The sequence below is a fragment of the Paracoccus ferrooxidans genome (assembly GCF_029909815.1).
In the GTDB taxonomy this organism is placed as follows: domain Bacteria; phylum Pseudomonadota; class Alphaproteobacteria; order Rhodobacterales; family Rhodobacteraceae; genus Paracoccus; species Paracoccus versutus.
Map to the genome: position 1 here is coordinate 405,283 of NZ_CP038201.1, position 22,773 is coordinate 428,055.

At 68.3% G+C, this 22,773-nt stretch carries 23 protein-coding genes; 8 read left to right on the forward strand and 15 right to left on the reverse strand.

The features are described 5' to 3' along the window. Positions 1-276: 276 nt before the first annotated feature. A complete protein-coding gene (locus E3U26_RS15040; RefSeq protein WP_449043210.1) occupies positions 277-942 on the reverse strand; it encodes a GntR family transcriptional regulator in 666 nt (221 codons plus the stop codon). A gap of 176 nt (positions 943-1,118) precedes the next feature. Between E3U26_RS15040 and E3U26_RS15045 the strand changes: the two genes are divergently transcribed. Together E3U26_RS15045 and E3U26_RS15050 are read left to right on the forward strand one after the other, a co-directional pair. Continuing rightward, on the forward strand, positions 1,119-1,781 hold the full coding sequence (locus E3U26_RS15045) for a flavin reductase family protein (RefSeq protein ID WP_499106344.1): 663 nt from the start codon (positions 1,119-1,121) through the stop codon (positions 1,779-1,781). 56 nt (positions 1,782-1,837) lie between these two features. Next, complete coding sequence (locus E3U26_RS15050) at positions 1,838-3,160, forward strand: MFS transporter (RefSeq protein WP_052095835.1); 1,323 nt, start codon at positions 1,838-1,840, stop codon at positions 3,158-3,160. Between the two features lie 59 nt (positions 3,161-3,219). Here the strand turns inward: E3U26_RS15050 and E3U26_RS15055 are convergent, their stop codons facing one another. Both E3U26_RS15055 and E3U26_RS15060 read right to left on the reverse strand, forming a co-directional pair. Continuing rightward, complete coding sequence (locus E3U26_RS15055; protein WP_036753211.1) at positions 3,220-3,888, reverse strand: ABC transporter ATP-binding protein; 669 nt, start codon at positions 3,886-3,888, stop codon at positions 3,220-3,222. Positions 3,889-3,892: 4 nt separating this feature from the next. Further along, positions 3,893-5,650 (reverse strand): KpsE/RkpR family capsule polysaccharide export protein, encoded by a 1,758-nt coding sequence (locus tag E3U26_RS15060; RefSeq protein WP_499106345.1) that lies wholly within the window; start codon positions 5,648-5,650, stop codon positions 3,893-3,895. Positions 5,651-5,918: 268 nt separating this feature from the next. Here E3U26_RS15060 and E3U26_RS15065 point away from each other — a divergent pair, with 268 nt between their 5' ends. The 3 genes from E3U26_RS15065 to E3U26_RS15075 all read left to right on the forward strand — a co-directional run bounded on the left by E3U26_RS15065 (position 5,919) and on the right by E3U26_RS15075 (position 9,285). Next, positions 5,919-6,671 (forward strand): ABC transporter permease, encoded by a 753-nt coding sequence (locus E3U26_RS15065; RefSeq protein ID WP_036759960.1) that lies wholly within the window; start codon positions 5,919-5,921, stop codon positions 6,669-6,671. 368 nt (positions 6,672-7,039) lie between these two features. After that, positions 7,040-7,837: a hydroxypyruvate isomerase family protein gene (locus E3U26_RS15070; protein ID WP_499106346.1), complete on the forward strand. Its 798-nt coding sequence runs from the start codon at positions 7,040-7,042 to the stop codon at positions 7,835-7,837. Positions 7,838-8,307: 470 nt separating this feature from the next. Next, positions 8,308-9,285 (forward strand): mechanosensitive ion channel family protein, encoded by a 978-nt coding sequence (locus tag E3U26_RS15075; protein ID WP_499106347.1) that lies wholly within the window; start codon positions 8,308-8,310, stop codon positions 9,283-9,285. On the opposite strand, the gene E3U26_RS15080 is transcribed toward E3U26_RS15075, so the two are convergent. The 11 genes from E3U26_RS15080 to E3U26_RS15130 all read right to left on the reverse strand — a co-directional run bounded on the left by E3U26_RS15080 (position 9,207) and on the right by E3U26_RS15130 (position 18,978). Then, the gene (locus E3U26_RS15080) at positions 9,207-9,932 is read right to left on the reverse strand and encodes a spermine/spermidine synthase domain-containing protein (RefSeq protein WP_114534707.1); all 726 of its coding nucleotides are present in this window, start codon (positions 9,930-9,932) and stop codon (positions 9,207-9,209) included. The genes E3U26_RS15075 and E3U26_RS15080 overlap by 79 nt on opposite strands. A gap of 226 nt (positions 9,933-10,158) precedes the next feature. Continuing rightward, positions 10,159-10,572 (reverse strand): nucleoside diphosphate kinase regulator, encoded by a 414-nt coding sequence (gene rnk, locus E3U26_RS15085; protein ID WP_036759922.1) that lies wholly within the window; start codon positions 10,570-10,572, stop codon positions 10,159-10,161. A 299-nt stretch (positions 10,573-10,871) separates the two neighbouring features. After that, entirely contained in the window at positions 10,872-11,585 is a 714-nt protein-coding gene (locus E3U26_RS15090; protein ID WP_243785878.1) for a cytochrome c3 family protein, read from the reverse strand. A 1-nt stretch (position 11,586) separates the two neighbouring features. After that, positions 11,587-12,072, reverse strand: a complete 486-nt coding sequence (locus E3U26_RS15095; protein WP_499106348.1) for a nitrate reductase cytochrome c-type subunit — start codon at positions 12,070-12,072, stop codon at positions 11,587-11,589. Next, entirely contained in the window at positions 12,045-14,540 is a 2,496-nt protein-coding gene (gene napA, locus E3U26_RS15100) for a nitrate reductase (RefSeq protein ID WP_499106349.1), read from the reverse strand. The genes E3U26_RS15095 and napA overlap by 28 nt, the downstream gene beginning before the upstream one ends. Continuing rightward, complete coding sequence (locus E3U26_RS15105; RefSeq protein WP_499105873.1) at positions 14,537-14,875, reverse strand: chaperone NapD; 339 nt, start codon at positions 14,873-14,875, stop codon at positions 14,537-14,539. The genes napA and E3U26_RS15105 overlap by 4 nt, the downstream gene beginning before the upstream one ends. A gap of 9 nt (positions 14,876-14,884) precedes the next feature. Beyond that, a complete protein-coding gene (gene napE, locus E3U26_RS15110) occupies positions 14,885-15,064 on the reverse strand; it encodes a periplasmic nitrate reductase, NapE protein (RefSeq protein WP_036759931.1) in 180 nt (59 codons plus the stop codon). A gap of 423 nt (positions 15,065-15,487) precedes the next feature. Next, entirely contained in the window at positions 15,488-16,777 is a 1,290-nt protein-coding gene (locus E3U26_RS15115) for a TRAP transporter large permease (protein WP_072464070.1), read from the reverse strand. After that, the gene (locus E3U26_RS15120) at positions 16,770-17,264 is read right to left on the reverse strand and encodes a TRAP transporter small permease (RefSeq protein ID WP_036759936.1); all 495 of its coding nucleotides are present in this window, start codon (positions 17,262-17,264) and stop codon (positions 16,770-16,772) included. The genes E3U26_RS15115 and E3U26_RS15120 overlap by 8 nt, the downstream gene beginning before the upstream one ends. A 6-nt stretch (positions 17,265-17,270) precedes the next feature. Beyond that, positions 17,271-18,239, reverse strand: coding sequence for a TRAP transporter substrate-binding protein (locus tag E3U26_RS15125; RefSeq protein ID WP_072464071.1), 969 nt, complete (start codon positions 18,237-18,239; stop codon positions 17,271-17,273). A 91-nt stretch (positions 18,240-18,330) separates the two neighbouring features. Continuing rightward, the gene (locus E3U26_RS15130) at positions 18,331-18,978 is read right to left on the reverse strand and encodes a phosphoribosyltransferase (protein ID WP_036759940.1); all 648 of its coding nucleotides are present in this window, start codon (positions 18,976-18,978) and stop codon (positions 18,331-18,333) included. A gap of 288 nt (positions 18,979-19,266) precedes the next feature. Here E3U26_RS15130 and minC point away from each other — a divergent pair, with 288 nt between their 5' ends. From minC to minE, 3 genes are read left to right on the forward strand one after another with little or no spacing between them, the layout of a single operon-like run. Continuing rightward, the gene (gene minC, locus E3U26_RS15135) at positions 19,267-20,013 is read left to right on the forward strand and encodes a septum site-determining protein MinC (protein ID WP_036759941.1); all 747 of its coding nucleotides are present in this window, start codon (positions 19,267-19,269) and stop codon (positions 20,011-20,013) included. 21 nt (positions 20,014-20,034) lie between these two features. Further along, positions 20,035-20,856 (forward strand): septum site-determining protein MinD, encoded by an 822-nt coding sequence (minD, locus tag E3U26_RS15140; RefSeq protein ID WP_083539308.1) that lies wholly within the window; start codon positions 20,035-20,037, stop codon positions 20,854-20,856. A gap of 1 nt (position 20,857) precedes the next feature. Further along, on the forward strand, positions 20,858-21,136 hold the full coding sequence (gene minE / locus E3U26_RS15145; protein ID WP_036759945.1) for a cell division topological specificity factor MinE: 279 nt from the start codon (positions 20,858-20,860) through the stop codon (positions 21,134-21,136). Positions 21,137-21,181: 45 nt separating this feature from the next. Here minE and E3U26_RS15150 read toward each other — a convergent pair whose 3' ends face one another. After that, the gene (locus E3U26_RS15150) at positions 21,182-22,762 is read right to left on the reverse strand and encodes a GMC family oxidoreductase (protein ID WP_072464072.1); all 1,581 of its coding nucleotides are present in this window, start codon (positions 22,760-22,762) and stop codon (positions 21,182-21,184) included. Positions 22,763-22,773: the final 11 nt, after the last annotated feature.

A 22,773-nucleotide genomic window follows, 5' to 3' on the forward strand; every position in this document is an offset into this window, starting at 1 on the left:
CTTGCCGGGCAGGATCTGCGGCGGCCATGCCTCGACCATCTCCGCGCCGCGCGGATGCGACGCGAGGCACTTGCCGGCTGCCCGAGCCGCTGGTCCAGGACGTCCTCGCGGGGGTCGAGCAGCAGGACGTCGGCATCGCGCTGATCCTGACGCTCCACGGTCGCCCGAGATGCAGGTCTGACGGCTTGCATGGCCGTGGCCGTAACAAATCGGTCCCATGGGGCCGGCTTCCAGCCCATGGAAAGGATCGCGCCATCGAACCGTGGGATCAAACCGCTAGGGGGCCGAGACGGCGATGCCCCTTGGCCGCGCCCGCATGGAGACGACATCCAGGGCGAATCGCACCAGGTAGTCGTTCAATTCCATCGAGGCAGAGGTCGCGGCCCCGGCATCGCCTTCGGCAATCGCCGTCAGGATGCGGCGGTGAAACGCCTTGCCGATGCCGATGTCCGCCGCCTCGTCCTGGATATGCATCACCCAGAAGCGCCGCGACAGCGCCTGGAGCGGGGTCATCAGCGCCTCGAGGTAGGGGTTATGGGCCGCCTCGATCACCAGCGCATGCGTTTGCCGCACCGTTTCGGCATAATCCTCGAGCGAGAACTCGCCCTCGAGCGACGCGGCAAGATCGCGCATCTGCTGCCGTTCGGCCTGGGTCGCGCGCTCGCAGGCCAGGGCGATCGCCAGAACCTCGGTGGCGCGGCGAACCTCCAGGGCGCTCAGCTGGTCCTCGACGGAAATGGCGGGGATCTCGATGCCGCGGCTGGGGTGGATGCGCAGCATCCGGCTTAGCGCAAGCCGCTGGATGGCCTCGCGGATCGGCGTGCGGCCAAATCCCGTCAGCTCCATCAGGCTGCGTTCGGACACCATCGACCCCGGCCTGAGTTCGCCGCGCTCGATCAATTGCTGAAGCACCGCCACGGCGCGATCCGACTGGTTGATCACCTGCTTTTCCCTGCAGCCACCCTGCGCGCCGTCATAGCGCAGGACGCGGGGCAGCGCAAAATATTCCCGGCCGCTAGTTGCCATGCAACCGATATATCGGTTATGTATCGATTCTGCCGAACCTCGAAAAGATGCCGGCCGCGTCTCCCCGAACCCCACCGACCGAGAGAGCAAAGATGAAGTATTCGCCCCATTCCGAGCCCTGTCCGCTGCCCTTTTCGCCGTTCAAGAGCTGCACCGTGCCGCGGCCGATCGGCTGGATTTCAAGCGTCAGCCGCGACGGGATCGAGAACATCGCCCCCTACAGCCAGTGGCAGAACCTGACCTTCGATCCGCCCATGGTGATGTTCTCGGCCAACCGCTACCCGGACGGCCGCCGCAAGGACACGGTGGTCAATGCCGAGGAGATCGGCTGGTTCGTCTGGAACATGGCGACCTATGCCCTGCGCGAGGCGGTCAATATCAGCGCGATGGTGTTGCCCCCGCAGGAAAGCGAATGGGACCGGCTGGACGTCACCCGCGACTATGCCGACAACGCCCGCATCCCGATGGTGCGCGAAAGCCCCTGCAAGTTCGAATGCCGCCATATCGGCACGCATGTGCTGAAGGGCCGCTCGACGGTGGGGACCATCGACGTGGTGTTCGCCCAGGTCGAGAAGATCCATATCGACGACCGCGTCATCCGCGCCGACGGCCGGCTCGACATCCAGGCGATCCAGCCGATCGCGCGCATGGGCTATTTCGACTACACCGTCGTCCGCGAGACGTTCGAGATGCGCGTGCCCGGCTCCGACGCCGATGCGCGCGCCGGCCTCGAAGGCCGGGCCGAAGCCGTCTGACGGCGCCGGCAGGAATCAGCACCAGACATATGGCAACACATCCGGGGAGGAGACCCATGCCTGCGTCAGAACATTCGACACTCGTCGCCGATTGCGCCAGCGGCGCCGGGCCGCGCAAGCTGCGCGATCTGGTCGCGGTGAACTTCGGCAATGCGCTGGAATGGTTCGACTGGACCATCTACACCATCTTCGCGCCCTATTTCGCGGTGCAGTTCTTTCCGTCCGAGGACCGGGCCGCGGCGCTTCTGGCGACATTGGCGATCTTCGCGGTCGGCTTCGTGACCCGCCCGATCGGCGGGCTGGTCTTCGGGCTTTATGCCGACCGCGTCGGGCGCAAGGCCAGCCTGACGCTGGCCATGCTGGTGACGGCCGGCGGCAGCATCGTCATCGCGCTGGCCCCGACCTTCGATTCCGTCGGCATCCTGGCCTCGATCATCCTGCTGGTGGCGCGGCTGGCGCAGGGCATGGCCCATGGCGGCGAGATGGGCACCTCGATCACCTATCTGGTCGAGCGGGCGCCCAGGCACCGGCGGGCGCTTTACGGCAGCACCTCATGGGTCAGCGTGGTGATCGGCACCATGATCGCCACGCTTGCCGGGCTGGCGCTGACCAGCAATCTCGACCGGGCGGAAATCGAGGCCTGGGGCTGGCGCATTCCCTTTGCCCTTGGCGGCTTGCTGGGGGTCTATGGGCTTTACCTGCGCCGCAAGCTGACCGAGACGGAATCCTTCGAAAAGGGCCGGCGCGCGAAGACCCGCTCGGGGATCGAGCCGCTTCTGCGCAACTGGCGCGGCATCGCCGTCGTGTTCGGGCTTTCGGCGGGCGGGTCGATCATGTTCTACACCTGGCTGATCTACAGCCCGACCTTTGCGCAGATCGGCCGCGGGCTTGACGCGCGCTCGGCCTTCACCGCCAGCCTGGTCGCGCAATGCATCTTCCTCGTGGCGATTCCCCTGGTCGGCTGGCTGGCCGACAGATACGGGCGGCGGCTGTTCGTGGCGCTGTTCGGCGTCGGCTTCATCCTGCTGACGCTGCACCTGGACGGGCGGATCGACGACAGCTTCGGCGGGCTGCTTTCGGCGATGACCATCGCGCTTGTCCTGCTTGCCTGCCTGTTCGGCGTGAACACGGCCGTCTGGTCCGAGGTGTTCCCGACCGGCGTCCGGGCGACGGGCGTGGCGGGCCCCCTGTCGCTGGCGACCGCGATCTTCGGCGGGACCGCGCCCTATGTGAACACCTATCTTTCGCAGCAGGGCCATCATGGCTGGTTCCTATACTACCTGATGGCGGTGTCGGGGATCACCCTGCTCACGGCGATCCTGATGCCCGAGACCAGGGATCTCGACCTCGATCGCCCGGATACCGGCCGGCTGTCCTGACAGCAGGTCTGCAAGGTGCGCCGTGCGGCGGCAAGGGGGGCCTTTCCGGCCCCCCCTTTTCACCTTGCTTGTGGGAGTCTCAGGATTTCCTCGTGCGTTTTGATTGCGTCTTCGATGTTTTCGAAGAGGATGAGGCCTGCGTTGTGCAGGACGGCGCCCATGGAGCACATGGAGCGGATCATCGGCATGGAATGGCTGACGACGATGGCCGAGGAGCGGGCCATGCGCTCGGCGAAGACGCGCTGGGACTTGGCGCGGAAATTGGCGTCGCCGACGCTGGTGACCTCGTCCACCAGATAGGTGTCGAAATGGATGCCCATCGAGGTGCCCATCGCCAGCCGCGAGCGCATCCCCGAGGAATAGCTGCCGAAGGGCTGGTGGTAATGCTGGCCCAGCTCGGCGAAATCGGCGACGTAATCGACCAGCTCGTCGGTGTCCACGCCGTAGATCCGCGCCACGAAGCGCACGTTCTGCGCCCCGGTCAGCTCGGGGTGGAAACTGCCCGAAAACCCCACCGGCCAGGAAATCGTGCCGTCCGACAGCACCCGGCCCGCGGTGGGCAGCACCGTGCCGGCGATGATCCGCAAGAGCGTCGACTTGCCGGCGCCGTTGCGGCCCAGCAGCGCCACCGAGGCCCCGGTCGGGAACTCGGCGTTCAGGTTGTCCGCCACCAGCGTCTCGCGGCCCTTGAGCCGGTAGATCTTGGTCAGGTTCTCGAGCCGGATCATCGCGCTAGCGGCGGTCGCGGACGCTGTAATAGACCAGCACCAGGATCGACCAGCCGGCCAGCAGCATGCCGGTGATCATCGCCCAGAGCCAGGGCCGGTTCGGCTCGGTCGCGCTTTGCGCCACCTTGGGCTCGATATGGGCGGCCAGGTAGCGGGCCTGGCGCTGCGCCTCGGCCAGCGCCGTCTCATGGGCGATGCGGGCCGAGCGATAGGCGCCCTCGGCGAATTCGCGGTCCACGGCCAGCTTTTCGTATTCCGCCATCAGCTGGGCATAGCTTTCGCCGGCCGGGCCCTGGCCCTCGGCGCCGAACTTGGCTCGCTCGGCCTCGATCAGCCGGCGCAGCGCGTCGATCTTCTGCTGGGACTGGGTGACGCGGTGGTCGGTGGGCTGGGCGTTGTCCAGAAGCAGGTCGTGGGCGACCAGCGCCTCGGCCAGCTGCGCCTGCAGCCCGCTCAGCACCCCCATCTGCCCGGCGAGGTCGGCCTCGGGGTCGACGATCTGCGAGCGCATGCGGAAGGCGGTCATCGCCTGGCGGGTCTCGGTCAGCTCGGCGCGGGCCTTGTCCAGCTCGGCCTTGGCCAGGCGGGTGGCGTCGTCCTGGGCGATGGTCGAGAGCGCGTTGATCTTGTCCGAGCTTTCCTGGAACACCGCGGCGGCGATCTCCTGCGCGTCCTGGGCGGTGAAGGCGCTGACCTTGAGCGTGATCAGCTGGGTGCCGCTGTCGTAGAGCACCTTGACCTGGCGCTGCCAGTAGTCGGTCAGCTCCTCGACATGGCCCTCGGGGTCGAAGGCGAAGACGAAGTCATGCGGCCAGGCGCGCGCGTAGCGGGCGCGCAGGTCGAGCCGGGCGTCGATCCTTTCGACCATGTCCTGGCTGCGGATGTATTCGTAGAGGATGTCGGTGTCCGAGGCGCTGCCGCCGGCGCTGGCCAGCGGCGCCAGCCCGCCCAGGAGGTCGATGGCGGGGGTGGATTGTTCCTTGCGCACCGAGAAGCCGACGGTCGAGACATACTGGTCCTCGGCGCGCAGCCAGAGATAGCCGGCCCAGATGAGGCTCGGCAGCACCACCAGCGCCAGGAACGATCCCAGGATCAGCCAGTGCCGGCGCCGCGGCTCGGCCATGCGGGCGGGCGGGCGCAGGGGCTGGGCCGGGGCGGGGGCCGGAGCGGGTGCCGCCGGCCGGCGCGCGGGCGGCTGGGCGGCAGGCTGGGCGGCGGGCTGGGCCGGCGGCATGGGCCGGACCGGGATCGGCTGGCCCTGCGGGCGCAGCGCCGGCGGCTTGGCCTGGGACTGCGCCGCCAGCCGGCGCGCCCGCGCCGCCCGGCGCTCCCGCGCCAGTTCCTGCGCCGTCTTCTCCGGTGCCGTCTTCTCCTGCGCCGTCTTTTCCTGGGCGGCCTCCTGCGGTGGCTCCGGCTTCGCCTGCGCCGGGTCCTGCGCCGGTTCGGGCGGGCGCTTCGTCTCCGCCCGTGCCCCTTCCTGTGCCCCTTCCCGTGCCCCTTCCGGCGGCTTCGGCGGCGTCACGCCCAAGCCCTGCCGGTTCTGGAAGGGCCGCTGCGGGCCAGCCTGGGCGGTAGTCTGCGAGACAGCTTGCGGCCCCGGCCGGGATGCGGCCTGGGTTGCGGATTGCGGTGCGGGCGCGGCCGGCCGGGGCGCGACAGCCTCGGCCTCGGCCTGCCGCGGCAGGGCGGCGCCCGGCTGCCGGGTGGCGGGCTCGGCGGGCTGGCCGGCCTTGCCGCCGGCCGGTGTGGAGGGGGTGGTCACGGGCAGGTGCGCTTTCGCTGGTTTACCTTTCGGGCGCAGTTGTTACATATTGCCGCCCGTCCAGACCAGTGTTTGCGTTCACATGTCCGATACCGCCCCGGAAATCCGCCACCCCCAAGGCCCGGCCGGCCAGGCCCGTGCCGGCCAGGCCCGTGCCGGCGAAAGCCCAGCCGGCGAAAGCCCAGCCGACGAAAGCCATGCCGGCGCAGCCCATGCGGGCCCGACCCGCCGGCCGCAGCGCCCGTCGCGCAACGGGCCGCGCTTTCGCATGCCGCGCACCGTGGTGGCCCTGATGCTGCGCGAGATGGCCACCAGCTACGGCCGCTCGGCCGGCGGCTATGTCTGGGCGGTGCTCGAGCCGGTGCTGGGCGTGGCGCTTTTGTCGGTGCTGTTCAGCATGGCGCTGCGCAGCCCGGGCCTCGGCTCGAACTTCCCGCTGTTCTATGCCACCGGCTACCTGCCCTTTGCCATGTTCACCGACCTGGCCAACAAGACCGCCGCCTCGATCCGCTTCTCGCGGCCCTTCCTGGCCTATCCCAGCGTGACCTTCCTCGATGCGCTGCTGGCGCGGGTGGTGCTGAACGCGCTGACCCATGTCGCGGTGATCGCCATCGTGATCGGCGGCATCTTCCTGGCCTACCAGCTGCCGGGGCCGGTGGACATGGCCGGGGTCTTCGAGGCGCTGCTGCTGGTGGCGCTGCTGGGCACCGGGGTGGGGACGCTGAACTGCTACCTGATGAACGCCTTCCCGGTCTGGGAGCGGATCTGGCACATCCTGACCCGGCCGCTGTTCCTGATCTCGGGGGTGATCTTCCTTTACGACATGATGCCGGTCCGGGCGCAGGACCTGCTGTGGTACAACCCGCTGATCCATTGCACCGGGCTGATGCGCCGCGGCTTTTACGCCACCTACGAGGCCAGCTATATCAGCCAGGCCTATGTCGTCGCCATCGCCCTGGTCTTCCTGCTCGCCGGCCTCGCCCTGCTCGAGAGAAACCACCAGAAACTCCTCGAAAGATGATGCGCGGGGGCGGCGTCGCCCCGGCCCGCCGCCTTCCGTGATCCGGGCCGTGATCCGGGCCGTGACGCACGCCATGTCCTGTGCCATGTCCTGTGCCGTGCCCTCGCCGCCCAGGGCCGGATCGGAAGGCGCACCAGGCAGGCGCGCAGCCATCGGCCCCGCCGAGAGCACGAACCCATCGGCCCCAGACCCGCCGGCACGGCAGCGCCTCTGCATCCGGCCATGCCCAGGCCTGAACCCGCAGGCTCCAGGCCATGCGCCGATCACGGGGCAATGCGCTGCGCCCCCCGACCGCCACCGTCCAACGCTGTTGACATGGCCGCCGGAGGGTGCCCTGTTGCCGCTGCATGACAAGGGCCGGGGGGTGAATGGCGCGGTTCTCTGCCAATCTGGGCTTTCTCTGGGCCGACCTGCCGCTGCCGCAGGCGATTCGCGCCGCCGGCCGCGCCGGCTTCGACGCGGTGGAATGCCATTGGCCGCATGAGGTGCCGCCCGAGCAGGTGGCGGCGGCGCTGGTCGAGACAGGGTTGCCGCTGCTGGGCCTGAACACCCGCCGCGGCCGGCCGGGAGAGAACGGCCTTGCCGCCCTGCCGGGACGCGAGGCCGAGGCGCGGGCCGAGATCGTGCGCACGCTGGACCTTGCCGCCACCCTGGGCTGCAGCGCGGTGCATGTCATGGCGGGCATGGCCGAGGGGCAGGCGGCCGAGCGCACCTTCCTGGCCAACCTGGACCATGCCTGCCGGCTGGCGCAGCCGCTTGGCATCACCATCCTGATCGAGCCGCTGAACCGGCACGACGCGCCGGGCTATTTCCTGGCCGGCTCGGACCAGGCGGCGCGGATCATCGAGGCGGCCGGGCACGACAACCTGCGGCTGATGTTCGACTGCTATCACCTGCAGATCATGGAGGGCGACATTTCGCGCCGGCTGCGGGCGCATCGGGACATCCTGGGGCATGTGCAGATCGCCTCGGTTCCCGACCGCGGCCCGCCCGACGGGGGCGAGCTGGACTATCGCCATGTCTGCGCGCTTCTGGACGATCTGGGCTGGATGCGGCCCATCGGCGCGGAATACCGCCCCAAGGGGCCGACCGAGGCGACGCTGGACTGGCTGCACCAGCGCCGGCTGGCCGGTGTGCGGGACGGGGCCGCGCGGTTGGGGCGATAGGGCCCGCGGTGCGGTGCGGGAAGGATCGCCGCATTCGCGACAGCGCGGTTGCCCTGCCGCGGCAAGGGCGGCGCCGGTTTCCAGAGGCTTGAAATCAAAGCGGCAATGGCCATCTTTACGGGTGGCCCCCTTGGGGCCTCTTGGATTTTGCGCATGGGGATTTCGTCTTGCAAGGCTTCGGCTTGGACAGATTCGCCCTGCGCCTTGAACAGGCGCATGGCTTGCCCCGGTCCCGTTGACACGCAAGGCGTGGACGGCTGGCCGGGGGTCAAGCTGAATCAAGCCCGTTTTCCCAAGAGGTTCCGTCATGCTGCGCGCCTTCCTGCCGGCGGTTTGCCCGCATTGCGGCGAGGATGTCCCCAGGGCTGCCGCCCGGCGATGTCCGATCTGCCGCTCTCCGTTTCCATTGCCGTTCTCGGTGCCCGAGCCCCGCCGCCTGCCCCGGCGCAAGGGCGCAAAGGGGGGCGACGATGGCGAAAGATGACATCCCCGCCCCCGGCCTGCTGTGGCGGCTGGCGGCGGCCATCGCCCTGGCGCTGGCCATCGCCACGCTGGCCGAGCCGCTGGCGCGGCGCCATCCCGACCTGTCCGCCTTGCAGCTTTGGGCGGGGCCGCTGCGCAACGCGGGCTTTTCCGTCGCCTTCTTTGCCGCCACGCGCCTGGCGCATGGGCTGGCCGCCCGGCGCCTCTTGCGGCGCCGGAAGGGCCGGCGCCCCGTGCCCAAGGTGCTGCTGGACCTTTTGTGGTTCGTGCTGCTGGCCGTGGCCACGCTGGCCAGCCTGTCGCTGTTCTTCCGCCAGGACCTGTCCGGGATCCTGACCGGCTCGGGCTTGGTGCTGGCGGTGCTGGGCTTTGCCGTCCGCAATGCGGTGGCCGACGTGTTCTCGGGGCTGGCGATGGGGATCGAGGCGCCGTTCCGCATCGGCGACTGGGTGCGCATCGAAACCCTGGCCGAGGGCAAGGTGCAGGAGATCGGCTGGCGCACCACCCGGCTGGTCAGCCGCGACAGCACCTATGTCATCCTGCCCAACAGCCAGATCTCGTCGCGGCGAATCACCAATTTCAGCGCGCCGCGGCAGGAATATCGCGACCATGCCGAACTGACCCTGCCCGCCGACCTGCCGGTGGCCGAGGCGGGACGGCTGATCGCCGAGGCCGCGGCGGCGGCGCGCATGATCTCGGCCGGCAAGCCGCCCGAAGTGCAGGTGACGGATTACGGCCCCACGGGCATCACCTATCGGGTGAAATACTGGGTGCCGCAGCACGACCGCGAGCTGGCCTGCCGCAACGAGGTCTTCAGCCTGATCGACGCGGCGCTGCGCAAGCAGGGCATCCGGCTGGCGGCGGACCGGATGCCCTGCGGCGAAGGTCAGGACAGCGCCAGCGCGGGCAAGGCGCCGGACGGGGCCCGCAGGCCGATCCGCCCGGCCTCGGCCGAGGCCAGGTAGATGTGATGGAAGGCATCGACCCGCCCGCCGGTCAGCTGGATGTCGTCGCGCCGCCAATGCCAGGGCTGGGCGTCCAGCACCCGCTCGAACGGGTCCGAGGCGGTGGCCGACCAGAAGGCGGCGATGCCGTCCGGCCGCAGCGCCCGGCGCAGCACCGCAAGGCCGTCATCGCCGTAAAGCCGGCCGTTTTCCGGGCGCACGGTGAAATCCGGCCCGTTGTCGGTGTCCATCAGGATCACGTCGAAGCCGGCGCGGGGTTCCGCCAGCACCGCCATCACATCCGCGACGCGCAGGGCGACGCGCGGATCGCGCAGCGGGTGGCCGGCCAGATGGCCGATGCGGTCGCGGTTCCAGCCGGCGATCTCGGGGACAAGCTCGCAGACCGTGACCTGCGCGGCGGGCCCCAGCAATTCCAGCGCCGCGCGCAGGGTGAAACCCATGCCCAGCCCGCCGATCAGCACGCGGGCGTCGGGCCGGCCATGCAGGCGCAAGCTGCGCTCGGCCAGCACGGTTTCGGACTGGTGGTTGAGGTTCGACATCAGCTCGATCCCGTTGAAGCGGATCTCGTAAAGGGCGCCGCGCTGTCGCAGCAATATTTCGTCGCCCGCCGCCGTGCCGGCGCGGGCCAGGGTATTCCAGATGGGCATGTTCGATCCCCGACATCGGGCAGGCCAGAAGGGCCCCCCGGTGGTTGCGTGACGGTTTCGGAAAATGGCCTTGGGTTGCCCGGCGTTCAGCGCGCGGACAACCCCGGCACATTGTTGGCCCTGAAACCGATCAGCAGCGGGAAGATCGCCGAGGGATGCGGCAGGCCGAGCCGCGGCGCGGGGCCGCGATCCCGGCAGGACCGATCCGGTCGCATCGCAAGGCCCCCTATGCCGCCGGGGTCATTGGATCGGCGCGGCCGACCGTCAGCACCGTCAGCTCGCGCGTTTCGCCCACCCGCGTCTCCCAGGTGAAGCGCGCGCCCGCCCGCAGGCCGATCAGCGCCACCCCGATCGGCGTCAGCACCGAGGCGCGGCCGGCGGCGATGTCGGCATCCTCGGGCCAGGCCAGCACGACGGTCTGCTCGCGCCCGGTGGTCTCGTCGCGGAAGGTGACGGCGCTGCCGATGCCGGCGACGTCCTCGGGCATCCGCTCGGGCGCCAGGACGCGGGCGCGGGCCAGTTCGGTCAGCAGCCGGTCGGCAAGGTCGGGATTGCGCGCCATCGCCCCTTCGGCAAGGCGTTCGAGCCGGTCGAGCGTGTCGCTGGCGATGGTGACCGGCGGTCGCGATGTTCTGGCCATGTCGGCTCCTTCAGTCATGTCATGACCCGCCGGAGCCGCCGCAGGGGCGGATCGGGGGTGGATTTTCTGGATCAGGAAAGCCCCGGACGCGAGGTCAGCGCAAGCGCGCCCCTGTCCGGGGCAGCTGGCGCGTCAGCAGCAAACCGGTGCCGAACCGGCTCTTGCAAAGGGGAATAGGCATGGTCATGCACCCAGTCTAGCCGCGCGGCCAGCCCGAGTCGAGAGACCCGCCTCGCCGGCTTCAGGCCTGGCCCCTTCGCGGGCGGGCCCATCGGCAGAGGGGCAGGGCCCGCGCCGCCCTAGCGGGTCTCGACGGTGGCCAGGTAGCGGCGCAGATCCTCGGCCCTGCGGCCCAGCGACGCCTGTTCCTCGCCGCGCAGCTCGGGCGGCTCCAGCCAGCCGGGCTCGATCCCGGTCATGTCGGGCAGCTGATGCGCGATGCCCTTGTGGCAGTCGATGCAGGTCTTTTCGCCCGAGATCAGGTAGCGCTCGTGGATCTGGGCCGCGCGGCGGGTCTGCTTGGTAAAGTCCATCGCCACCGCCGCATGGCAGTTGCGGCATTCCAGCGAATCGTTGGCCTTGAGCCGCGCCCATTCGTGCTGGGCCAGCTCCAGCCGCTTTTCCAGGAATTTCTCGCGCGTGCTGATGGTGCCGAAGATCTTGCCCCAGACCTCCTTCGAGGCCTGCATCTTGCGGGCGATCTTGTCCGTCCACTGGTGCGGCACATGGCAGTCGGGGCAGCTGGCCCTGACCCCCGAGCGGTTCGAGAAATGCACCGTCGGCATCAGCTCCTGATAGACGTTGTCGCGCATCTCGTGGCAGCTGGTGCAGAATTTCTCGGTATTGGTGACTTCCAGCGCGGTGTTGAAGCCGCCCCAGAAGATCACGCCGCAGATGAAGCCGCCCAGCGTCAGGAAGCCGATGCTGAGAAAGCTGCTGGGCCGGCTGATGACGCGCCAGAACCAGGTGACCCGGCCCCAGACCCAGCGGATGCTTGCCCTGATCCAGCCCATGTCACGGGCTCCCGGCGTGGCGATAGCCGTCGCGGAACTGGTTGGGCACCAAGGGCTTCACGTCGGTCTGCTGGACGTGGCAGGCGGTGCAGAAATAGCGCCGCGGCGTCACGTCGGTCAGCACCTGCCCGTCGCGGTCCATGAAATGGGTGACGCTGATCATGGGCGCGCCCGAGCCTTCGGTGAATTGCGGCTTGTGGCAGTCCATGCAGCGGTTGGTGTTCACGCTCAGCTGATAGCCGTCGATGGAATGCGGGATCACCGGCGGCTGTTCGGGATAGTTGCGCATCCGGCGCACGTCGTCGGTGATCGGCCGGCCCAGGGGCGGGATCTGGCCTTCGGACATCGGCTCGGCCCAGCCGGTCAGGGGCGGCACGATCTGCACCGCCGGCTCGTCCTGCGGCAGCGCGGCACCGACATGGGCGAACAGCAGCATCCCGGCCATGGCGGCGGGCCGGATCAGACGGAAAGGATCTTGACCGCGCATTTCTTGAAATCCGTCTGTTTGGAAATGGGATCGGTGGCGTCCAGCGTCACCTTGTTGATCAGCTGGCTGGCGTCGAACCAGGGCACGAAGATCACCCCGCGCGGCATCCGGTTCCTGCCGCGCGTCTCGACGCGCGAACGGATCTCGCCGCGGCGCGAGACGATGCGCACCTCGGCCCCCTGGTTCAGGCCCATGTCGCGGGCATCCTCGGGGTTCATGAAGCAGCGCGCGCCGGGAAAGGCCCGGTAAAGCTCGGGCACGCGCATGGTCATCGAGCCGGAATGCCAATGCTCCAGCACCCGGCCCGTCACCAGCCAGATGTCGTATTCCTCGTCCGGGGGCTCGGCCGGCGGCTCGTAGGGCACGGCGATGATCCTGGCCTTGCCGTCGGGGTTGCCATAGAACTGCACGCCCGCGCCCGGCTCGACATAGGGGTCGAGCCCCTCGCGATAGCGCCAGAGCGTTTCCTTGCCGTCCACCACCGGCCAGCGCAGGCCGCGGACCTCGTGATAGGTGTCATAGGGGGCAAGGTCGTGGCCATGGCCGCGGCCGAAGGCGGCATATTCCTCGAACAGGCCCTTCTGGACGTAGAAGCCGAAATCGTTCGATTCCTGGTTGGCGTAGTCGGGGCTCAGCCCGGAGATGTCGAAGCGGTCCACGCTGCCGTTGCGGAACAGCACGTCGAACAGGCTCTGCCCGCGATAGTTGGGATTGGCGGCCAGGATCTCCTCGGGCCAGACCTCGTCGGTGGTGAAGCGCTTGGAAAACTCCATTATCTGCCACAGGTCCGAGCGCGCCTCGCCCGGCGCGTCGACCAGCTGGTGCCAGACATGGGTGCGGCGCTCGGCATTGCCATAGGCGCCCTCCTTCTCGACCCACATGGCGGCGGGCAGGATCAGGTCGGCGGCCATCGCCGTCACCGTGGGATAGGCGTCCGAGACGACGATGAAGTTGTCCGGGTTGCGATAGCCCGGCCAGGTCTCGTTGCTGTTGTTGGGCGCGGCCTGCAGGTTGTTGTTCACCTGCACCCAGTAGAAGTTCAGCGTGCCATCGTGCAGCGCCCGGTCCTGCGCCACCGCGTGCAGCCCCGGCTTTTCCGGGATCACGCCATGGGGGATGCGCCAGATTTCCTCGGCATGCTTGCGGTGTTCGGGATTGGTCACCGTCATGTCGGCGGGCAGGCGATGGGCGAACGTGCCCACCTCGCGCGCCGTGCCGCAGGCCGATGGCTGGCCGGTCAGCGAGAACGGGCTGTTGCCGGGTTCCGATATCTTTCCGGTCAGCAGGTGGATGTTATAGACTATCTGGTTGGCCCAGACGCCGCGCACATGCTGGTTGAAGCCCATGGTCCAGAGCGACATGACCTTGCGGTCGGGATCGGCGTAAAGCTCGGCCAGCTGTTCCAGGAAGCCCGGTTCGACGCCGCTGAGTTCCGAGACCTTCTCCAGCGTGTATTCGCTGACCAGTTCGGCGAAGGCCTCGAAGGTCGAGGGGGTGGTCGCCGCCGGATCCTCGGCCGTGCGCGCGGCCATCTCGCGCGGGTCGTCCTCGCGCAGGCCATAGCCGATGCCGGTCGCGCCGGCGACGAAGGTGGTGTGGCGGTCCACGAAATCGCGGTTCACCCGGCCGGTCTGGATGATGTGATTGGCGATATAGTTCAGGATCGCCAGGTCCGTGCCGGGCTTGAAGACGATGGGAATGTCGGCCAGGTCCGAGCTGCGATGGGTAAAGGTGGACAGCACCGCCACCTTGACATGCGGGTGGCCCAGCCGGCGGTCCGCGACCCGTGTCCACAGGATCGGGTGCATCTCGGCCATGTTCGAGCCCCAGAGGACAAAGGCGTCCGCCGCCTCGAAATCGTCATAGCAGCCCATCGGCTCGTCCATGCCGAAGGTGCGCATGAAGGCATAGGCGGCCGAGGCCATGCAATGCCGGGCGTTGGGGTCAAGGTTGTTCGACCGGAACCCCGCCCGCATCAGCTTGGTCGCGGCATAGCCCTCGAAGATGGTCCACTGGCCGGAACCGAACATGCCGACGGCGGTCGGCCCCTTGTCCTTCAGCACCCGCTTGGCCTGCGCGGCCATGGTGTCGAAGGCTTCCTCCCAGCTGACCGGGGTGAATTCGCCGTCCTTGGCATAGACGCCGTCCTTCTTGCGCAGCAGGGGCTGGGTCAGCCGGTCCTGGCCATACATGATCTTGGACAGGAAATAGCCCTTGACGCAGTTCAGGCCGCGGTTCACCTCGGCCAGCAGGTCGCCATGGGTGGCGACCACGCGGCCTTCCTTGACGCCCACCATGACGCCGCAGCCGGTGCCGCAAAAGCGGCAGGGCGCCTTGGACCAGGTGATCTGCAGCGATTCGATGCCGCCGGGCACGGGCTGGGCCTGCGAAGCCAGCGGGATATTGGCGGCCATGGCGGCGATCCCCGCCGCCTGCGCCTTGAGCAGATCGCGTCGCGAGAGGGTCATGTCAAGGCCTCCGTCTCGTCGGCGGGCAGGATCTGTTCAAAGACCAGGCTTGCCGAGAACACGCCCTCCATGACCGAGATCTCGGCCATGCGGCTGCCGATCTCGCCCACCGAGGCGCCTTCCAGCACCAGCACGATCTTGGCGTCCTTGACGGCATGGACCTCGGTCCCCGGCAGGGCGGCAAGGCGCCGGGCCAGGTCGGCCGCGCGCTCGGGCCGGGCCGTGACGATGGCGCTGGAGATGTGGAGGAACCGCGCTTCCGTGCCGCTGTCCTGCTTCAGCTTTCCGGTCAGAATGTCGCGTCGCTGGATGGGGGTCCTGTCTGGCTCGCGCATGGCCGCTCTCTAATGTATGGGTCCGGGGGGTCCGAAAATGAGCTGCCACATCCAGACCAGGAAGCCATAGCCGCCGACGATCGCGACCGACAGGATCGGCCAGATCACCACGGCCAGGATCAGGAATGCGATGATTTCATCCCGCTTCCGGTGCTTGGGACGATCGGTTTCTGTTGCGGAATCGATCATTTCTGGGCAACCCGTGCGTCAAAACGCCTCAGTTCAATCTTCCACGGAACTGTGAAGGATCGAAGAAGGTTCCCAGCAAAATTCGCTCCGGCGCGACATCATGCCGGCCAGGCGATCTGTGCCCGGCCGAAGCCGGGTGCTATGCCGCGCTTGAAAAGGCTTGCTTTTCAGCAAGATGGCCGGGGCTTGCGGCGTGGCCCCGGTCGCTGCCTTAAAGACCGTAAAGCGCCCCGGCCAGGGTCAGGCCGATCACCAGCATAGACGCGACCAGCCCGGCGACGCCCGGTGAGTCGGACTTCTGCATCACTCGATTCCTGCGCATGGCGTCCCCCGGCCAATGACATTCGTTATGCAGGGTCAAACATAACGAGCCGCAGGTCAAGCCGGAATCGGCCCTTGCGGGCCGACTGCGACATGAGGGCGCTAACGGGCGAAGCCGCTGACCCGCGGCAGCCAGGTGGACAGGGCAGGCACGAAGGTCAGGATCAGCAGCGCGGCAAGGGCCGCCAGGAAGAACGGCGGCAATTCGCGGATCAGCGCCGAGGGCTTCTGCTTGGTCGCCGAGGCCACGACGAAGATCAGCCCGCCGACCGGCGGCGTCATCAGGCCAAAGGTCAGGTTCACGATGACGATGATGGCGAAATGATCCGCCGCGATGCCCAGGTTGTGGGCGATGGGCGCCAGGATCGGTACCAGGATCATCACCCCCGGCAGCGGGTCCATGAACATGCCGAAGCCCAGCAGCAGCAGGTTCACCATCAGCAAGAAGGCGATGGGCGACAGGTCCATGGCGATCACCGCATCGGCCATGGCCTGCGGCACGCCCTCGATGATCAGCACCCAGGCAAAGGCGCGGGCGGCGGCCAGGATCATCAGCACCGCCACCGACATGATGGCCGAGCGCAGGAACGCCCCCCACAGGTCCGCCAGCGTGAAGCCGCGATAGACGAAGGCGCTGGTCAGGATGGCATAGAACACCGCCACGACCGAGGCCTCGGTGGGGGTAAAGACCCCGCCGCGGATGCCGCCGACGATCAGCACGATCAACAGCAGGGCGGGCAGGGCGGCGAAGCTGTTGCGGACCATCTGGCCCATCGGCGGGCGCGGCTCCAGGCTGCGATAGTTGCGCTTGCGGCTGATCCACCAGTTCACCGCCGCCAGCAGCGCCGCGATCAGGATGCCGGGCAGGATCCCGGCCATGAACAGCGAGCCGACCGAGGTGTTGCGGTCCTGCAGCGCATAGATGATCATGGTGATCGAGGGCGGGATGATCGGGTCGATCACCGCCACCGAAATCGTCAGCGCGCCGGCATAGGCCTTGGAATAGCCGCTACGCTCCATCATCCGCGCCATCATCGCGCCCGGCCCCGCCGCCGAGGCCAGCGCCGAGCCGGAAATCCCCGCAAACAGCGTCCCGGTCAGCACGTTGGCATAGCCCAGCCCGCCGCGCAGGTGGCCCACGAATTGCGAGGCGAAGCGCAGCAGCATGCGCGAGATCGCCCCGGTGGACATGATCTCGGCCGCCAGGATGAAGAAGGGTACGGCCAGCAGCGGAAAGCTGTCGAGGCCGGTGAACATCTCTTTCACCACCACGACCAGCGGATAGCGGCCGGACAGGCCCACCGCCGCGAAGGCCGCCATCGCCAGCGCGAAGGCGATGGGCACCCCCATGACCATCAGGATCAGGAAGGCGGCGATCAGGATCTCAACCAAGGGGGGCCTCGTCGGAATGCTGCAGGCCGGCGCGCAGGTATTGCGGCGCGATCAGCGCAAGATGGACGATCATCAGCGCGAAACCGGCGGGCATCGCGGCATAGATCCATTTCATCGGCACCTGGAGCGCCGCCGAGCGCTGGATCGACATGCGGTTCATGTAGTCGATGCCGACCCAGACCATGAAGCCGAAAAAGGCGAACAGGACCAGCAGGATCGCCAGGCGCAGGATGCGCTGGCCCCTGCCGGGCAACGCGTCCTGGGCATTGGTGATGGCGGCATGGGCGCCATGGCGCAAGGCCAGCCCGCTGCCCAGGAAGGTCAGCCAGATCATCGAGTAACGCGCCACCTCGTCGGCCCAGGTCAGCGAATTGCCGGTCACGTAGCGGCCGGCGACGTTCCAGCCGACGATGACCGACATCGCCGCCAGCCCCAGCACGAGGATGGCGCCGTTCAGCGTGACGAAGGCGCGTTCGATCCGGCGCATCGCGGCTTACTCGACCGCCTGGATGCGGTCCATCAGCTCCTTGCCGAACTGGGCCTCATATTGCTGGTAGGGCCCGGCCAGCGCATCGCGGAAGGCGGCCTTCTGCTCGGGCGAAAGCTCGTTCACCTGCATCCCGGCATCCTTCATCGAGGCGACGCCCGAGGCATCGACCTCGTCGACATAGGCGCGCATCGCGACGACCGCGTCCTTGGCCGCCTTGTCGAAGGCCGCCTTCTGCGCATCGTCCAGCCCGTTCCACAGCGAGGGCGAGACCAGGATGATGGTCGAGGAATAGACGTGCCCGTCCAGCGTCAGGTATTTCTGCACCTCGTTCAGCTTGGCCGAGACGATGACCGAAAGCGGGTTTTCCTGCCCGTCGATGGCGCCCTGCTCCAGCGCGCCGATCACCTCGGGCCAGGCCATGGGGGTGGGGGCGGCGCCAAGGGCGCGGAAGGCCTCGATATGCACCGGGTTTTCCATGGTGCGGATCTTCAGCCCGTTCAGGTCGGCCGGCGCCTCGACCGCGCCGCGATTGCTGGTGATGTGGCGGAAGCCCTGCTCGCCCCAGGCCAGCGCATGCAGGCCCGCGGGCTCGAACTTGGCCAGCATCTCTTGCCCGATCTCGCCGTCCAGCACCTTGCGGGCATGGTCCTTGTCGCGCAGCAGGAAGGGCACGCCCAGCACGCCGACCTCGGGGACGAAATTGGTCAGCGTCCCGTCCGAGGCGATGGTCATCTCGACGGTGCCGAGCTGCAGCCCCTCGAGCACCTCGCGCTCGCCGCCCAGGCCCGACGAGGGGAAGTGGCGGAAGGTGAACTGGTCGCCCAGGCTTTCCTTGAGCGAGGCTTCGAAGGCCTTGGCGCCGGCGCCGTAATGGCTGTCCTCGGCCAGGGCATAGCCGATCTTGATTTCCTGCGCGAACGAAGGCGCGGCGACGGCGGCGCAGAGAAGCGCCGCGGCAAAGACGTGTTTCATGCTGAATCCCTTCCGCTGTCCGGCAGGGATTTAGCGCCACATGGCGACAATGTGCAATCCCGCTGCCGGCCCCTGGGCGCGCGGGCGGGGTTCAGGCCCGGTTGCGATCGGCCTCGGCCAGGGCGCGGACCACCTCTTCGTCGCTGGTCTGCTCGAAGTCGCGATAATGCAGGCCGACGGCCTGGAACGGCTCGGGCGTGCGCAGGCAGACCACCTCGTCGGCATCGGCGCGGATCTTCTCCAGCACGTCGGGCGGGGCGACGGGGACGGCGACGATCACCCTGGCCGCGCCCGACCGCGCCAGCGCCTTCAGGGCGATGCGCATGGTGGCGCCGGTGGCGATGCCGTCGTCGACCACGATCACCGTCCGGCCCCAGGTATCGGGTGCCGGCCGGCCGCCGCGATAGGCCTGGCGCCGGCGCTCGATCTCGCGCAGCTGCCGGGCCTTTTCGGCGGCGATGTGATCGGGCGTCGCCCCGGTCGCGGCGACGAGATGGTCGTCCAGCAGCAGTTGCGGCGGCGCGCCGTCCACGATGGCGCCGATGGCCAGTTCGGGATGCGCGGGCGCCCTGAGCTTGCGCACCAGCATCACGTCCAGCGGCGCGTCCAGCACCCTGGCCACCTCGAGCCCGACCGGAACCCCGCCGCGCGGCAGCGCCAGGACCAGCAGCGGCTGGCCCTTGTGACCGGACAATGCGGCGCCAAGTTGCCTGCCGGCATCCGTGCGATCTGCGAACATCCCGCCCCTTCCTTTCTTGTTCGTTTTCCGCGAACCGAACACCCGCCGCCGGGGAATGTTCCCGCGCCCCGAAAACCTGCCCCCAAAAACGCGCCCCGAAACGCGCCCCCGAAACGCGCCCGGAAAATGGCTGCGCCTGCCGGGCGGCTGCGCACGGTTCCGCCGAAGGCGGCCAGGGCGGCAGATGCCGATGGACGCTGGGGCCGGGACGTATTAGGAAGATGGCCCAGGGAACGGGCCGGCCAAGCCCGTCCGAATACGAAGAACAGAGCGGGACCGAGCAGACAGATGCAATCCGGCAAGAGCGCGGCGCAGACCGTGGCGACCGTGAAGCCTTTACAGATCCGCGGCCGCACCTTCACGGCCATCGCGCTGCATCTGAGCGGCCGGCCGGACCGTGCCTTCTTCGAGGCGCTGGAGGCGCGGCTGAACCAGACGCCGCTGTTTTTCGACAATGCGCCGCTGGTCATCGACCTGGAGCAGGCCGAGGGGCTGGACCGCGCCCAGGACCTGCTGCACCTGACCGCCGAGCTGCGCCGGCGCAAGCTGTCGGTCTTCGGCATCCAGAGCGGCACGCCCGCGCAGGCGCAGGCCGCGGCCGAGGCCGGGCTGATCTCGTTGCCCGGCGGGCGCGACGCGGCGCTGGAGCGCGTCTCGCGCCAGGGCAGCCGCCCCGAACCGGCCCCCGCGCCGGCGCCGAAAGAACCGGCGAACCGCCTGATCGCGCAGCCGGTGCGCTCGGGCCAGACCGTCTTTGCCGATCGCGGCGACCTGATCGTCGTCGGCTCGGTCAGTTCCGGGGCCGAGGTGATCGCCGCCGGCAACATCCACATCTATGGCCGCCTGCGCGGCCGCGCGCTGGCCGGCGTCAACGGCGACGATTCGGCGCGCATCTTCTGCCATGCGCTCGATGCCGAGCTGCTGGCCATCGCCGGGCTTTATCGCACCAGCGAGAACCTGGGGGCCGACACGCCGCGGCATTACGTGCAGGTCTATCTTCAGGGCGAGGTGCTGCGCATCGAGTCCCTCAAATAACCCATGAGAAAGGAAACGCTCGTGAGCAAGGTTATCGTAGTCACATCCGGCAAGGGCGGCGTCGGCAAGACGACCTCCTCTGCCGCCATCGGCGCGGGGCTCGCCATGCGCGGCCACAAGACGGCCGTGATCGACTTCGACGTGGGCCTGCGCAACCTGGACATGATCATGGGCTGCGAACGCCGCGTGGTCTTCGATTTCATCAACGTCATCCAGGGCGACGCCAAGCTGAAGCAGGCGCTGATCAAGGACCGCCGGCTCGAGAACCTGTATGTCCTGCCGACCTCGCAGACCCGCGACAAGGACGCGCTGACCAAGGAAGGCGTCAAGAAGGTTCTGGACGAGCTGCGCGAAGAGTTCGACTATATCGTCTGCGACAGCCCAGCGGGGATCGAGCGCGGCGCGCATCTGGCGATGTATTACGCCGACGAGGCCGTGGTGGTGACGAACCCCGAGGTCTCGTCCGTGCGCGACAGCGACCGGGTGCTGGGCCTGCTGAACTCCAAGACGGCGCTGGCGGAAAAGGGCGACGGCAGCGCGGTCAAGGCGCAGCTGCTGCTGACCCGCTTCGACCAGACCCGCTCGGCCAACGGCGACATGATGAGCGTCGAGGACGTGCTGGAAATCCTGGCCATCCCGCTGCTGGGCATCATCCCGGAAAGCACCTCGGTCCTGAAGGCCTCGAACGAGGGCACGCCGGTCTCGCTGGACGAGAAGTCGCCGGCGGGCAAGGCCTATATCGACGCCGTCGGCCGGCTGGTCGGCGAGCAGATCGAGATGCGGGTGAATCCCGGCGACCAGCGCCGCGGCTTCTTCCAGAGGCTTCTGGGACGGACGGCCTGACATGTTCGGTTTCTCATTCCGTCAGCGAAAGCCCAGTTCGGCGCAAACCGCCAAGGAGCGCCTGCAAATCCTGCTAGCGCATGAGCGCTCCAGCGGGGGAACCAGCCCGGACTTTCTGCCGTTGTTGCAGCGCGACATCCTCGAGGTGGTGCGCCGGCACATGGAAATCGACGGCGATGCGGTCGACATCAAGCTGGAGCGCAGCGACGACCTGTCCAGCCTGGAGATCAATATCGAGCTGCCCAACGCCAGCCCGGTGAAGGCGCGGCCCGCCAGCTGAGGCAGGCCGACAGGCCCCGCCCGCCAGGGGCGGGGCGCGTCGTGGTCACAGCGCGCCCTTCTCCATTTCGGCGGCGATATGCTCCGCCTGCCGAATCGCCAGCGCGACGATGGTCAGCGTCGGGTTCTCGGCCGCCGAGGTGGTGAAGACCGAACCGTCCGAGACGAACAGGTTCGGGATGTCATGCGCCTGGCCCCATTTGTTCACAACGCCGTCGCGCGGGTTTTCCGACATGCGGTTGGTGCCCAGGTTATGCGTGGACGGGTAGGGCGGCGTCGGCAGGATCCGCGTCGCGCCCGCGGCGCGATAGATCCGCTCGCCCACGCCATAGGCATGGTTGCGCATGGCGATGTCGTTGGGGTGGTCGTCGTAATGCACGTTCGGCACCGGCAGGCCGAAGCGGTCCTTTTCGCTGCGGTTCAGGGTGATGCGGTTGGTTTCCTGCGGCAGATCCTCGCCCACGATCCACATGCCGGCCATGTTCTCGTAGCTGTCCATCGCCGAGGTGAACTCGCGCCCCCAGCCGCCGGGGTCCATGAAGGCCGCCATGAAGGGAATGCCGAGGGCCAGCGTCTCCAGCTCATAGCCGCCGACGAAGCCGCGGGCGGGGTCGTGATGCGCCTCGTCCTGGACGATGCCGGCCATGGTGGTGCCGCGCCACATTCGCACCGGGCGTTCGAAGATCGCATAGACCGAGCCGGTGGTGTGGCGCATGTAGTTGCGCCCGACCTGGCCCGAACTGTTCGCGAGCCCGTCCGGGAAGCGTTCCGAGGCCGAGGCCAGCAGCAGCCGCGGGCTTTCGATCGAGTTGCCGGCGACGGCGACGATGCGGGCGCGCTGGAACTGCTCGGCCCCGTCCTTGTCGATATAGCGCACGCCGGTGATCTTGCCGTCCTCGTCATGTTCGATCCGGGTGGCATGGCTATGGTCGCGGACCTCCAGGTTGCCGGTCGCCTCGCCGCGCGGGATGTCGGTATAGGCCGCCGACCATTTGGCGCCCCATTTGCAGCCCTGGAAGCAGAATCCGGTCTGCTGGCAGGCCATGCGGTCGTCGTTGTCGACCGAGTTGATCGCCATGCGCCCGGTCGAGACCTTGCTGTAGCCCAGTGCCTTGGCGCCCTTTTCCAGCACCAGGTAGTTGTTGTTCCCCGGCAGGCCGGGCAGGTCGTTGGTGCGGGTGACGCCCAGCTTCTTCTCGGCCAGGTCGTAATATGGCTCCAGCTCGGCCAGCGTGATCGGCCAGTCCAGCAGGCTGGCGCCGTCCACCGCGCCATAGGTGCTTGCCGCCTTGAACTCGTGTTCCTGGAAGCGCAGCGAGGCGCCGGCCCAGTGGATCGAGGTGCCGCCCACCGCCTTGACGATCCAGGCCGGCAGGTTGGCAAAGTCCCGCGCCACCCGCCAGTCGCCCGAGGTGGTGCGCATGTCGCCCCAGCTCAGCTGCGCGAAACTGTCCCATTCGTCGTTGATGTAATCCTCGGGCAGGTAGCGGCCGCCCGCCTCCAGCGCCACGACCTTGACGCCCCTTTGCGCCAGTTCGTTGGCCAGCACGCCGCCGCCCGACCCGGTGCCGACCACGACCACGACCGAGGCATCGTCATGCCCGAATTTTGCAACATTGTCAGCCATGTCCGCCTCCC